Annotated in this window: 8 protein-coding genes; 2 read left to right on the top strand and 6 right to left on the bottom strand. The window is 67.2% G+C overall.

All coding sequences use genetic code 11. The features are described 5' to 3' along the window. On the bottom strand, positions 1–5,616 hold a 5,616-nt coding region (locus AC1DYP_RS24285; RefSeq protein WP_477048496.1), incomplete at its 3' end, for a DUF4214 domain-containing protein. Position 5,617: 1 nt separating this feature from the next. After that, the gene (locus AC1DYP_RS24280; RefSeq protein WP_477048495.1) at positions 5,618–6,739 is read right to left on the bottom strand and encodes a hypothetical protein; all 1,122 of its coding nucleotides are present in this window, start codon (positions 6,737–6,739) and stop codon (positions 5,618–5,620) included. Positions 6,740–7,154: 415 nt separating this feature from the next. On the opposite strand from AC1DYP_RS24280, the gene AC1DYP_RS24275 reads away from it, so the two are divergent. Together AC1DYP_RS24275 and AC1DYP_RS24270 are read left to right on the top strand one after the other, a co-directional pair. Beyond that, entirely contained in the window at positions 7,155–9,080 is a 1,926-nt protein-coding gene (locus AC1DYP_RS24275; RefSeq protein WP_477048494.1) for a hybrid sensor histidine kinase/response regulator, read from the top strand. A gap of 200 nt (positions 9,081–9,280) precedes the next feature. Next, the gene (locus AC1DYP_RS24270; protein WP_477048493.1) at positions 9,281–10,954 is read left to right on the top strand and encodes a hypothetical protein; all 1,674 of its coding nucleotides are present in this window, start codon (positions 9,281–9,283) and stop codon (positions 10,952–10,954) included. Between the two features lie 29 nt (positions 10,955–10,983). On the opposite strand, the gene AC1DYP_RS24265 is transcribed toward AC1DYP_RS24270, so the two are convergent. The 4 genes from AC1DYP_RS24265 to AC1DYP_RS24250 form a co-directional block, all read right to left on the bottom strand. After that, entirely contained in the window at positions 10,984–12,099 is a 1,116-nt protein-coding gene (locus AC1DYP_RS24265) for a protein-glutamate methylesterase/protein-glutamine glutaminase (protein ID WP_477048492.1), read from the bottom strand. 5 nt (positions 12,100–12,104) lie between these two features. Beyond that, complete coding sequence (locus tag AC1DYP_RS24260; RefSeq protein WP_477048491.1) at positions 12,105–12,959, bottom strand: CheR family methyltransferase; 855 nt, start codon at positions 12,957–12,959, stop codon at positions 12,105–12,107. Positions 12,960–12,988: 29 nt separating this feature from the next. Next, complete coding sequence (locus tag AC1DYP_RS24255; protein ID WP_477035631.1) at positions 12,989–13,474, bottom strand: chemotaxis protein CheW; 486 nt, start codon at positions 13,472–13,474, stop codon at positions 12,989–12,991. Next, on the bottom strand, positions 13,474–14,096 hold a 623-nt coding region (locus AC1DYP_RS24250), incomplete at its 5' end, for a methyl-accepting chemotaxis protein (protein ID WP_477048490.1). The genes AC1DYP_RS24250 and AC1DYP_RS24255, both read right to left, overlap by 1 nt.

The following is a 14,096-nucleotide window of genomic DNA, read 5'->3' as shown; positions in this document are numbered from 1 at the left end:
GTCCAGCACCCCGTCGGCGTTGGTGTCCCAGGTGCGCAGGCCCTCCAGGTCGCTGGTCGCGCCCGGCTTGTCCTGCACGAACGAGATTTCCGACAGCGTGTTGATCGCCCCGTCGCCGTTGCGGTCGACCGCCAGGAAGCCGTCGGTCGGCCCCACCCAGCCGATCTTCGACAGCCCGCCCTGGGCGGTCTTGACCACCACGTTGGAGCTGTCCACCGCCGACAGGTTCAGCCCGTCGCCGTCCAGGTCCAGAGCGATCGGGGAGTAGTTGCTGTAGTTCCAGTAGACAATCGGCACCCAGTTGATGTCCAGCTTGCGCAGGTCGATCGACGTTCCACCGGCCAGTACGTACTCCACCGTGTTGTAGGTCTCGCTCAGCACCTCGTGGGTATAGGCGTCTTCAAATTGGTATTTGACGGCGCCGCCGACGATCATGATGCGATCAGCGACCTGGCTGGCGGTCAGGGCGGTGTTGGTCGCGTCCTTGGCGCCGATAAAGAGCTCGTTGCCAACCACCTGGTAGATCACGTCCTCGGCCGCGACGGTCGAGCCAAAGACGAGCGTGTCTTCGCCGCCGGTGTCGATGATGGTGTCGAAGCCGTCGCCCCGGTCGTAGGCGAACTGGTCATCGCCGCCCGAGGTGGAGATGCTGTCGTCGCCCAGCCCACCGACGATGGCGTCGCCCGTCTGGTCCGTCCAACCGGCCTGGACGCCATAGATGTGGTCGGCGCCGTTGTAGCCGAAGATCATGTCGGCGCGGTTGGCCCCGCCGTAGAGCGAGGCGTTGGCGTTGTCGTCGCCGGCCATGGCGAAGCTCATCGCGCCAACGTCCAATTGGCCCGCGCCGTTCAGGTCGATCGACTTGAGCTTGTTGTTGCCGGCGATCGGATAGTTCCCGAAATTATCGACCATCCGGATCATGTCGCCAGTGCCGCGGATGCCGATATCCAGGTAGCCGCCAGCACCGCCTTGCGCCCCGATCCACAGATCGGAGAACTTCACGTTTTCGCCGAACGAGAAGGTGTTCCAGCCCTGATTGTCCTCGGCGACCGTGTCATAGCCGTCGCCGCGGTTCAGCACATAGGTGTCCGCCCCGGCCGCTCCAGCCAGATAGTCCGATCCGTGGCCGCCCACGAAGGTTTGGTCGCCGTCGCCGGCCGACAGACTGTCGCCATAGGCCGAGCCGACGACGCCTTCGACGGCGATATAGGCTTGGCTGGCGGCTAGGCCGCCATAGCCGTTGCCGGTCGTCTGGCTGGTCGGCGTATAGGCTCCCAGGTACAGCGAGATACCCGACGTCGCCGCCGAATAGTCGACGAAGTCCTTGCCCTCGCCCCCGACGAAGACGTCGGCGCCGGTGGTGGCGACCAGCCAGTCGTCGCCGGCCCCGCCGTCCAGCCAGTTGTCGCCGCCGTCGAAGCCCTTCAACTGGTCGGCGAACTTGGAGCCGCGCACGGCCTCGACGGCGCCGAACCTATCACCCTCGGCGTCGCCGCCGAAGGCATCCTGCGTGGTCAGGTCCACATAGACCCCGGCGGTCGAGCCGGCGTAGCTGAGCCAATCAAATCCCGCGCCGCCATCCATGACATCCGCGCCGGCCCCGCCTTCCAGGGTGTCGTTGCCCCCCTGTCCGTAGAGCGTGTCGTCGCCGTCCAGGCCCTTGACGACATTGTCGCCGGCATTGCCGGCCAAGGTGTCGCGGTACCGGGAGCCTGTGACGTTCTCCACGCTCATGAGGCCGTCGGAGGTGTACCACTGAGCCCAATTGTCGACATTGACCACGCTGATGGCCAAGGAGCTGGGGTCGCCCGCCCAGGGGTCGGGAGAACCGTTCCATTCCGGTGGCCGGTAGTCGAGATGAAGATAGACCCCGAACCCCAAACGCTCGGCGCTGGCGGTGTCGCTGCCCGCGCCGCCCACGAACCAGTTGAACGTGTAGTCCGCCGAGATCAGGAAGGTGTCGTCCCCGTCCTCGCCCGCCAGGATTTCCGACCCCTGGCCGTCGACCAGGATATCGGCGCCAGCGCCGCCATAGAGCGCGTCGGCGCCATCGCCGCCGGCCAGGTAGTCGTCCCCGTCGCCGCCCCAGAGCGCGTCGTCGCCCGCGCCGCCAATCAGCACGTCGTTGTTGGCGCCGCCGTCCAGGGCGTCATTGCCCGCCCCGCCGTCCAGCCAGTCCCAGCCCGAACGGCCGTAGAGCGTGTCGTTGTACTGGCCGCCGACGAAGATGTCGTCGCCGCCCGACACCAAGACGGGCGTCTCGATCGTAACTTGGTCGTAGTCCCAGCCATTCCAGTAGTATTCGTACGTGATCTGGATCTCGGTGTGCTCGTCATCGACGACCATCGCCCCGTCATTCGCCGACCAGATGATTTCCGAGCCGCTGGAGGTCTGGGCGCCGGTTCCGTTGCTGAAGCGATAGCCGCCGCCATAGTTCATGGCCCACGGGAAGCTGTCGATCGTCACCGACTGGCCGTCCAGGGAGGCCGTCGGCAGGATCGAGAACGTCCCCAGGCCCGCTTCGTCCACCCAGGTGTTGGCGAGCAGCGTCGCGTTGGTCATGCCCCTGTACTCGGCGGATTCCGAGAAGCCGATCAGGGCGTCCGCGCGGCTCATGCCGCCCTCCAGCAGCGCGAGCCAGCCATTGGGGTTGGGCGGACGATGCAGGATGTTGGCATACATCCAGTCGACGAAGGCCGCGTTGCTCAGGGCCGTCGCGCCGCTGAGGGCGAACTCCGGACTGCCGTAGAAGATCGCGGAGATCTGCGAGAGGGTGGAGCCGTTGCGCAGCATGGCCGTGTAGTGGTTGAAGCCGGGCTGGTCCGGCATCCGCCGCATGACCGCGTTGTAGAGCCGCCAGATCTTGGCCGCCGGGCTGTCGACGTCCGTGACCTTGACCAGGCCGCTGGCGCCGATCTTCACCTGCCAGTTGCCGTTGTCGCGAATGTAGAAGTTCTCGAACGCCACGCCGTGACCGGCCGCGTCGAAGCTGGAGAGGAAGCCTTGCAGGCCGCCGTAGAAGTCGGACGAGGCGAACAGGTCAAGATTCAGCTCAGCTGCGCGCTGCAGGGCGATGATCCAGCTGGCCCCCGTCGCCGTGGGGCGGATAGCGGTGACGATGCGATCGATCTGCGCCTGGTTGGCCAGGTATGCCGCTTGGTATTCGGTCTGTACGCCGCCTCCGTCCTTCATCAGCACGGCGTAGATTAGGTTAGTGTTCTGATCGAAATAGGCTTTGTCGGTGGCCGACAACGCGCTTTGGCCATCTGCGATCAGACCAGCCACGGATTCCGGCGACGTCTGGTAAACTCGGAAGTCCGACGCAACCTGGAGATCCCCGCCCAGCGTGGCGAGGGACGTAGCGTTCGATCTGTAAATCACCCGCTTGGCGAAGATATCGCCGCCGACAATCTTGGTATTGCGAATTGCCGCCAAGGCGCCGAAATCCACGGCGTCGTCGGCCGAGGCAAAGTTGGACTGGGCACCGTTGATCTTGACGTAGATCTGGTCGGCAGTGTGGCCGTAGGCCTGTGTGGTGCCATAGCCGTTGAGGTTGGACACATAGGCCGTGGTGTTGGTGTAGGCGATGGTAGAGATCAAACCGTTGAGAGTATCACGCGCGGCAAGCGCCATCGAGGTGACCAAGTCGCGATTGCCGTTGTTGGCGACTGTGATGGCTCCAAGCTGATACTGCGCATAGGGAATCTGTAGCACCGTCTCGGCGCTGGCCGTCGGAATCTTGGGCTTCTTCTTGCCAAACAAATTGCCGATCAGCGCGCCCAGCACAAAGCCGATGAAGACGCCCACGCCGGGCGCTATCACGTTCAGGCCGATCCAAGTGGCCGCCGTGCTGCCGCCGAAACTCGTGGCGAACGCCGAGCCGATTCCCGCGCCCCAGCCCAAGCCGCCCGCGACGGTTCCGAACGCCCAACCGCCAGCGGCGGATCCCAGCGACGAAAGAACGACGCCAGCCTGCGTCTGAGGTTGAACGACCAAGGATCCAAGCTTGACGCCAAGATAAGAAGCGATCGCACTGGCCGCCAGGCTGTTCGCACCCGCGAACCCCTCTGAACCTTTGAAGAACTGGCCAACTTTGGAAAAGCCGTCGAGCAAGTTCCTGCCCGCCATCGCGTTCTGGATGGCGGCCTGCAGGGTCGATCCGACAACGTTGCCGAAGACCTCGCCGACTACCCCATCCAGGCCCAGGCCATCGGACAGCTCCAGAGTCAGCAGCGAGCTCACCGTGCCAATGGCGGCCGAGCCCAAGGCGTTGCCCAACTGCAGGTTCTTCAAATGCGTGACGTCACTGACGGCCTGACGCATCTGGCTCAGCACCGTGCCGCCAGTCGCCCCGATGGCCAACCCCTTGCCTAGGCGCGCACCGATGGCCGACAGCAGACCGCTGGCGAGCGTTGAGCCGATCACATCGTCACCGACCAGGGCGCGCCCGATGCTGGCGCCTACCAGCGAGCCCAGATACCCGCCCCGGGTTGCGGCGAGTTCCAGCTCAAGCATGATCTGGCCGGGATCCACGACCGTCGCCATCGCCGGACCGGCGACCTGAGTGTACTGGACACCGGCACGGGCGATGATGATGTCGGTAACATCGACGCCGCCGATGACGAAGGCACCGCCTTTGGCTTTGAGGCTATTGAGATATGCCTCGAACTGGGACGCGGTCATCGGTATCCGGTCGTTTCCGCGAACGACGACCACGCCGCCGATGCGTCCAGCCTCGATGTCCTCGGCGATATCATTGATGTCGTGGTTCGCGACCGGCATGCCATTCAGCAGCGTCACCGACTTGCCAAAGGCCGTATAGGTGGTCTCCCTCCTCTGATTGGGGAGTTCATGCGTCTTGCCCGGCAGAGCGAGAGACGACGGATGGCCAGCATCGGCGGCGGTCGGGAAATCGTTAGATCGATAGTAGACGTCCCCGAGCGCGCCCTGGATGCTCAGCCCGTCCTTGGCCAAAATCGCATCCAGGCTGTTGAGCTTGTAGGGCGCGTAATAGGTCGCATGGACGGTGATCGCCACGTTGTGGTCGGCGACATACTTGCGCAAGTACGCCGTGATGTATGCGGTTTCATTGGTTCCGATCGAATAGCCGGTGAGCTCGATCGTCGTCGCGCCATTATCAATCATCTTCTTGATCAAGCCGTCCGCATTGGCGGTGACCCAGGCCTTAGCGTCGGCCAGGCGCGCGCCTGTCGTCGCATCGGGAGCCACGCCTTGCAGGCCGTAGGTCCGGGTCGCGGCACCGGCGACCTTCTCCCAGCCAATGGCTCCCGGAGAGCCGAGATACATCGTTCCGGCGCCGCTCGGGGGGGAGTAGAGATCGGCCCGGATGTCGAAATAGGGTGATTTGCGGTTCGCGCCCGTCGTGCCGAAGACCTTGGTGTCGCTGAACATGGAAACTGGGATGTTACTGGTCGCGACGACGGACCATCCCGCGAGGCCGATATTGCTGGTCCACGACGCACCGCCGAGATTGCGGACGGCCTGCAGATATTCGGCGTAGTACGATGTCCTCGCGACGGGTGATAGGTTCTGGCCGAGGCCGAGCTTGTTCTTGGCTTCGGTGAGCCAAACTTGCCACTTTGCGGTTTCGGACACGTTATTGCCCCTCGATCCAGATGACGTGGTCGCCGCTGATTTCGCGGATTCGGTCGTTTTGAATGACACCCCGCACGTCGAGCCTGGCGAGGAAGGCACCTGAGTCCGGGGTCACGGTGCCATCGTAAAGGGTCTGGCCGGCGGCCAGGATGGTTTCAGACAGGCCGGGCTGGGCCGGGACGAGCGTAAGCTCGACCTCGCCTGGGGCTGAGCCGTGGGGTTTTGCCTGAAGGCCCGATCGGGTGCGTGGATCGAAGCTCACCCATCGCCAGTCGGCGCGCGGGGGAACGATCTCTGCGACGTCCTGGTCGGGATCGATCCTCCAAGCCGTGCCAGTATCCTGGTCGAGAGCGCCCAGCAGGTGGCTATCTCGAGGCGAGACCATGAAGATGTTGGCGGCGGCCCGCTCCACCACGACTGAACCGGACACGTTGATCCGCGTCAGTGTGTAGGGACGATCCGGATCGGGCCGAGCCTCCCGAATGCCAGACGCGTAGATGGCCGCCTGACCCTGGGAGTCACGGGTGCAGCGCAGCGAGGAACCGGCAGCTGAAACGCCGTTCGTCACGGTCTCGTGCAGATCGACCTCTAGTTCGGCGGTGGTGCGTGACAGGTCGATGGTGCCGACTTCGCCGGACCGATACGGATAGATCCTCACATGGCGCGGATAGGATTGACGCCTCACGCTCTGTTCGAATTGCCGGGGATCGACGCTGACTACCATCAAGCAGCCTGCCGCCGGATTGGCCTCGACGGCCTCGACGACGTCGGATCCGGCCGGCGTGATCGAGCGACGCGACAACGCGCCAGTCGTCAGGTCGGCGACCTTAAGTGCATAGTCACCTGGCTCCGGGCTATGGAACTTCACCAGGCTGGCCCGGTCCCCCTGTCGCTCCATCCAGTAGGAGAGCATCGGGATCACGTCGGGAATTTCGCGCAGGACTCGCATCGGCTCGGCACGAGGCGATACGATCAGCCGTCCGTCGTTGCAGGTCCAGACTAGCAGGTCAGGACGCGTCACGAAGCCGACCGGCGTGGCGCCGGCACAGGGGCCGTCGCCGATCACGGTAAACGCGCTCAAAGATACTCCTCCCGATCGAACGCCGGCGCCGATGGTGTCCACGCTGCACGCCGAAACCGCGATCGTGACCAAGAGACCGACAGACGCTTTCACCGCTCCCTCCCCGCCTCAGAGACCGTCTTCGCCACCGGCGACCACAGGAATCAATCACCCGGCGCTTCCCGTCACGATCCCGACCGAAGCACTCATGCCAGCCGACAGCAAAGCTCCGCGACCGTCAACCGTAAGTCGCACTTGTGACAGCTTGATCCGCGCTGGAAACACGAACCTGCGCGTCTCGTCGACGGCGGCGCCTGGCGGGGACCCGGACTGCAACGCCTTCGGCGTGGCCAGCCGCTATCTCGAAGGGCTCGCCAGCGCCGCTTAAGAGTCTTTTCAAGCAAGCATGAGCTTATGGTCCTCCCGGTCGCGATCCGTGAAATCGCGACCGGCAGTGATCCAGCGAGGCTCCCGAGCCGTGAACGGCCATCCCTCCAGCGCTGAGAGCGTCGGCTACGGCGCCCTCGACATCCTGGACGCCAGTCAGGACTGCGCCTGGATTCTGCGGATCGACGGCTCGATCGAGCACGCCAATCGCCGCGCCCGGGCGATGTTCCCCGCCGAGCAGGCCGATCTGGCGAACTGGCGGAAGATCTGGCCCGAGGAAAGCCGCTTCTCGCTGGATCGGTCGTTCAACGTGGCCGTCACCGGACAGGTGGCCCGCTTCCGCGCCTTCCTCGGCGCGGCCCAGCACGCCCGCGCCTATTGCGACACGACGATCTCGCCCATCCTCGACCGGGAGGGCCAGGTGATCCGCCTGCTGGCGACCGCCCGCGACGTGACCCAGACCGTCGAGACCCAGGGCTTCCTGAGGACCGTCGTCCAGCTTCTGCCCTCGCCCCTGACGGTCAAGAATGTCGAGGACGGCCGGTATGTGCTGATCAATCGCGCCGCGGAGGACGCCCTGGGCGTGGTCGCCGACGAGGCCGTCGGCCGGACGGCCGGCGAGGTGCTGGCGCCGTGGATCGCCGCCCATGCCGACGAAGTCGAGGCCAAGGTCCTGCGGACCGGCGAGATGCAGCTGTCCGAGGAGGCGCTCGGCGAGAGCGTCGACGGGACCCCGCGCTACTTCACGACCAAGACCCTGGCGACCTATGACGACGTCGGCGCGCGCCATCTGATCACCCTGGCCGAGGACGTCACCGCCCGCAGGGCCGCGGCGGCTTCGCTGCGCGCCGCCCTCGAGCAGGCCGAACAGGCCAGCCAGGCCAAGTCCGCCTTCCTGGCCAATATGAGCCACGAGATCCGCACGCCGCTGAACGGCATCGTCGCGGGCGCGGATCTGCTGGCCAAGGGCGCGCTGGATCCCCGGGCCCGGGAGCTGGTCGACATCATCCTCGGTTCGGGGCGCGGCCTCGAGCGCCTGCTGTCCGACGTCCTGGACCTCGTCCGCATCGAGGCCGGCCAGGTGGTGATCGAGACCGACGCCTTCCACCTGGGCGACATGGCCCGCGCGGTCGCGGCGCTGTGCGCCCTGCGCGCCGAGGAGAAGGGCGTCGTCCTGGAGACCCGCGTCGACGCGGCGGTCGACACGATGGTGATCGGCGACGGCGCCCGGCTGCGCCAGGTGCTGACCAACCTGCTCAGCAACGCCGTGAAGTTCACCGACCACGGCCGCGTCACCCTGGAGGCGACCCTCGACGCCGACGACCGGGCCCGGTTCCGCGTGTCCGACACCGGGATCGGCTTCGACGCCGTGGAGAAGGCCCGCATCTTCGACCGTTTCCAGCAGGCCGACGTCTCGTTCACCCGCCGGTTCGGCGGCGCGGGCCTGGGCCTGGCGATCTCGCGCGAGCTGGTCGAGCTGATGGGCGGCGCCCTGGAGTGCGACAGCGCGCCGGACCAGGGATCGACCTTCTGGTTCTCTCTGCCCCTGCCCGTCCATCGGGAGAGCCCGGTCGAAACCGTCGCCGACGCCGCGCCCGAGAGGCTCGACATTCCCCGCGTGCTGGTGGCCGACGATCATCCGACCAACCGCAAGATCGTCGAACTGATGCTGGCGGAGGTCGCCGAGATCTTCACCGCCGAGAACGGCCGCGAAGCCGTCGAGGTCTGCGCGACCGTGACGCCGGACCTGATCCTGATGGACATGCAGATGCCGGTGATGGACGGCCTGGACGCCGTTCGAGAAATCCGCGCGCGTGAGGCGGCGACGGGCGCGGCGCGCACGCCGATCATCATGCTGACCGCCAATGCCCGCCCCGAGCACATCCGCGCCAGCCGCGAGGCCGGGGCCGACCTGCACCTGGAGAAGCCGATCACCAGCGCCATGCTGTTCGCCGCCATCGGCCAGGCCTTCGAGAAGGCCCAGAACGCGCCGGAGACCGCGGCCGCCGAGGCCTGAACCCGGCCCGGTTCTGGCAATTTAACGCCCGATCTTTACCCCGCCTTCGCACATCCTCCGGCATAGTCGGGCAAGAGTAATCATCCGGCGATTTCATGGCCTTAGCGTCTTCCTCGGCGGCTTTCGCGACGACTTTCCAGGCTCCTTCGCGGGCCCCGGGGGGCGCGCAGATCGGCGCGCGTCTCGAAACGGCCCGTCAGGTGGTGGAAACCCGTTTTCTCGAAGCCGGCGACGTCTTGTCGCGGGCCGTCGAGGGCGTCGGCTCGCTGATCGCCGCCCTGGACGCGATCCGCGCCAATCTCGATGCCGAGACGGTGGCGACCACTACCAGCGAACTGGTCCAGGCGGCCGAGACGCTGAAGTCGCTGCCCCGGAGCCTGGACGCCCGCCGCGACCGCGTCGGCGAACTGGTCAAGTTCAGCGACGGCCTGGCCGGCCGCATCGCCGAGATGCGCCAGCACCTGGCCTATCTCCGGGTCTTCGCGATCAACATCAAGATCACCTCCGGCGGCATCGCCGCGGCGGGTCCGGAGTTCGCGATCTTCGCCCAGGAGATCTACGACTGCATCGAGATGGGCGGCGCCCAGCTGGACGCGTTGAACAACGACCTGATGGGTCTGGACCAGACCCTGCGCGGGGCCCTGACGCATGAACAGCACTTGGCCAAGAGCTGCGCCGACCTGTTGCCGGCGGTGCCCGACGCCCTGACCGCCAGCGCGGCCGCCATCGCCGACCACCACGCCCGCATCGCCAGCGTCGCCGTCACCGTCGCCGCCCTGGCCCGCGACGTCCAGAAGAAGGTCGGCGGCGGCCTCGCGGCCCTGCAGGTCGGCGACAGCACCCGCCAGCGGATCGAGCACGTCCAGGCCGGCCTGAAGTTCCTGGACGAGGCGAGCGAGATCGCCGCCCTGGCCTCCGCGCCGCGCGAGCGCGCCCGCGCCTTCGTCCACCGCCTGCTGGGCGCCCAGCTGACCGCCATGGCCGAGGACTTCCACCGCGAAGTCGGCCGCATCAATCACAACGTGATCGGCATGGCCGCCGACGCGACCGAGCTGCTGCGCCTGCGCGACCTGGCCTCGGGCAAGGGAGACGGCACCGAGGCCAACTTCCTGCGCAATCTGGAAAGTAATGTCGGCCAGGCCCTGGGCCTGGTCGGCGCCATGACCGCCGGCGAGCGCGCCGCCGAAAGCGTCAGCCGCTCGGCCGCCGTCTCGGCCCGCGAGCTCACCGAACGCATCGCCGGCATCCAGAACATCCGCGCCGACGTGCAGATGATGGCGCTGAACACCACGTTGAAATGCAGCCGCATCGGCGAGACCGGCAAGCCGCTGGGCGTCATCGCCGTCGAGCTGCGCGCCCACGCCATCCACCTGGAGAAGTCGGCCGCCCAGACCACCAGTTCGCTGGAAGGCCTGTTCGACGCCGCCGAGGCCCTGGGCCAGAGCGAAGCCGGCCGCGCGGGCGAGGACGGCAAGGCCGCCGCCGCCGCCACGGTGCTGAGCGGCGCCGTCGCGCGGATCGGCAAGGCCGGCGACGGGGTCGACAGCGCCCTGGACGCCGTGGCCCGCCAGGGCGCGGACGTCGTCGACCTGCTGCGCCGCGCCGCCGAGCGCAGCGACCTTCACACCCAGATCGGCTCGGTGCTCGACGCCGCCGCCAACCAGTTGCTGGACATGGCCGGCGACGACGAGATCTTCACCGACGACGTCGCCGGGTCCCTGCATCCGCTCCTGGCCCGGCTGGCCAAGCAGTACACCATGGCCCAGGAGCGCGAGGTCCATCGCGCCATGACCGAAGGTCTGGCCCAGGCGGCCGCGACCGAGGTCGAGGTCATCGCGCCGCCGGTGGAAGACCTGGACGACGTGCTGTTCTGAACCCCTCTCCCTCCGGGAGAGGGTGAAGCTTACCGGCTCGCCGCCCTCAGCACTTCGCCCGCCAGGTTCTGCAGCGGAACCACCCGGTCCACGCAGCCCAGCGCGATGGCTTCCTTGGGCATGCCGAACACCACCGAGGTGGCCTCGTCCTGCGCCAGGGTGAAGGCGCCGGCCTGCTTCATCTCGGCCATGCCGCGCGCGCCGTCGTCGCCCATGCCGGTCATGATCACGCCCACCGCGTTCGACCCCGCCGAGCGGGTGGCGGACCGGAACAGGACGTCGACGGACGGCCGGTGGCGCGAGACCAGCGGGCCGTCCTTGACCGTGACGTAATAGCGGGCCCCGCTGCGCTCGAGCAGGGTGTGCTTGTTGCCCGGCGCGATCAGCACCCGGCCACGGCGCACGGTGTCGCCGTCCTCGGCTTCCTTGACCTCGACGGCGCACAGGCCGTCCAGGCGCTTGGCGAACGAGGCGGTGAACTTCTCGGGCATGTGCTGAACGATGACCATGCCCGGCGAGTCCGGCGGCAGGCTTTCCAGCAGGACGCGAAGCGCCTCCGTCCCGCCGGTCGAGGCGCCGATGCAGACCACGCTCTCGGTGGTGCGCGCCATCGCCTTGGTCGCCCCCCCTTTTGGGACTGGCGGCGGCGGCAGCATTGCGTCGGCGGTCAGCTTCTTCTCCGGCTCGTGGGCTGGGCGGGCGAACTGCGGGATCGGACGCCTGGACCCGGCCAGCTTGGCGCCGGCGGCGGCCTTCACCGCGTCGCAGATGCGGATCTTGGATTCCATCAGATGGTCGGCCACGCCCATCTTCGGCTTCAGGATGATGTCGACGGCGCCGGCTTCCAGCGCCTGCAGCAGGGTCTCCGACCCCGCCTCGGTCAGGGACGAGCACATCACCACCGGGATCGGCTTCTGGGCCATCAGCTTGCGCAGGAAGGTGATCCCGTCCATGCGCGGCATCTCGACGTCCAGGGTGATGACGTCGGGGATTTCCTCGGCGATGCGTTTGGCGGCCACGAACGGATCGGACGCCACGCCCAGCACCTCGATCTGCGGATCGGACGCCAGCACCGCGGCCAGGGTCTGACGCACCGTGGCCGAGTCGTCTATAATCAGAACACGGATCTTTCGGCCCAGGGGCATGGCGGCTACCGCTTCTGGAAGACGGTGTTGGCGATCTGGACGACGGGAAGGTCGATGCCGACGATCGATTCCGAATGGCCCAGGAACAGATACCCGCCGGGCGCCAGATGATTGCACAGGCGGTTCAGGACCTTGGCCTGGGTGGCCTTGTCGAAATAGATCAGGATGTTGCGGCAGAAGATGATGTCCAGGTCGGTGTCGACCGGATAGGCCTCGTCCATCAGGTTCAGGCGGGCGAAGGCCAGCTTGGCGCGCAGGCGCGGGGTGATCCGGACCTGGCCGCTGCTGCGGTCCTTGGCCTTCATCACGTAGCTCTGGCGGCGCTCCATCGACACCGGCTCGATCATCTGCTCGGTGAAGACGCCCGCGACGGCCTGGTCCAGCACCTCGGTGCAGATGTCGGTGCACAGGATCGAGTAGTCGACGCCCCGTTGCCTACCGCAGAACTCGTCCATCACCATGGCGATCGTGTAGGGCTCCGCGCCCGTCGAGCAGGCCGAGCTCCAGATCTTGATCTCGCGCCGGCCGGCGGCGGCCAGGGCCGCCAGGCCCTTCTTGGTCATGAACTCGAAATGGGCGGGTTCGCGGAAGAACTCGGTCTTGTTGGTGGTGACCGCGTCGATCAGGTGGATGACCTCGGCGGTCATCCCGTCGTCCTCGAACAGGTAGCGGCAGTAGTCGTTGACGTTGCCGATCCGCGTGGCGCGCATGCGGCGGCGCAGGCGGCCCTCCAGCATGGTGCGCTTGTTCGCGGGCATCTTGATGCCGCTGTAGCCATGGATGAACTCGGCCAGGCGGCGAAAGTTCTTCTCGGTCAGCTGTTCGGTCGGCGACGGCGCCTGGAGGGTCTGGGTCGACACGAGGGTCCTTCCAGCTTCGGACGTGAGCCCTAGGCGGCTTGAGCGATGGCGGCGACGTCCTGGCTGGTCAGCAGGCGCGGCAGGTCGAAGATGACCACGAAACCGCCCTTGCCGGCGGCGTTGTCCCGGCGCACCACGCCCTGGATGTAGTCCGAACGCCAGGGCACGCCGATGTCCGGCGCGGCCTCGATCTGATCGGCGGCCACGGTGATCACCTCGATCACCCGGTCGGCGACCAGGCCTAGGGACAGCACGCGATCGGCCAACGGCACGTCCAGCACCAGCACTCGCGTGGCGCTGGTCGGCGCAACGCGCGGCAGGCCCAGCTTCAGCCGCAGGTCGAGGGTCGGGGTGCCCCGCCCCCGGACGTCGGTCAGGCCCAGGAGATAGGCCGGCCCCTCGGGAACAGCGAACGGCGCCTCGTAGTCGAGGATCTCTCGGACGAAGGCCACCGACACGGCGAAGACCTCGTCGCCGAGCGCCAGGGTGACGTAAGCGGTTTCAGGACCGGCCATCACGCATAGTCCCGGAAGTCGGCGTCCTGGGCGTCGGGGCCGCCGTTGGTCAGGTCCAGGGCGAAGCCGCTGGCCCGGGCCTGCTGGGCGGCCACGGTCGGACGAGCCGGCGCGGCGGCCTTGCGGGCGACCGGAGCCGGCGCAGCGCGGCGGACCGGAGCCCGGGCCGGCTTGCGCGCGACGCCGCCCGTCGAGTCGGTGCGGAAGTAGGCGATCGAGGTCTGCAGCTCCTCGGCCTGGGCGGCCAGCTCCTCGGAGGTCGCCGACATCTCTTCCGAGGCGCTGGCGTTCTGCTGGGTGACCTTGTCCAGCTGCTGGATGGCCTCGTTGATCTGCGAGGCGCCGATGTCCTGCTCGCGGCAGGCGGCGCTGATCTCGGCCACCAGCTCGGCGGTCTTGCGGATGTTGGGCACCAGGCTGGTCAGCATCTCGCCGGCCGACTGGGCGGCCTTGACGGTGTCGCTGGAGACCGCGCCGATCTCGGTGGCGGCGGTCTGCGACCGCTCGGCCAGCTTGCGGACTTCCGAGGCGACGACCGCGAAGCCGCGGCCGTGCTCGCCGGCCCGGGCGGCTTCCACCGCCGCGTTCAGGGCCAGCAGGTCGGTCTGGCGCGCGATGCGAT

The organism is Caulobacter sp. P1_D6, assembly GCF_056406095.1.
Note: the sequence above shows the minus strand (reverse complement) of the source record. Positions and strands in the feature narration are given on the sequence as shown.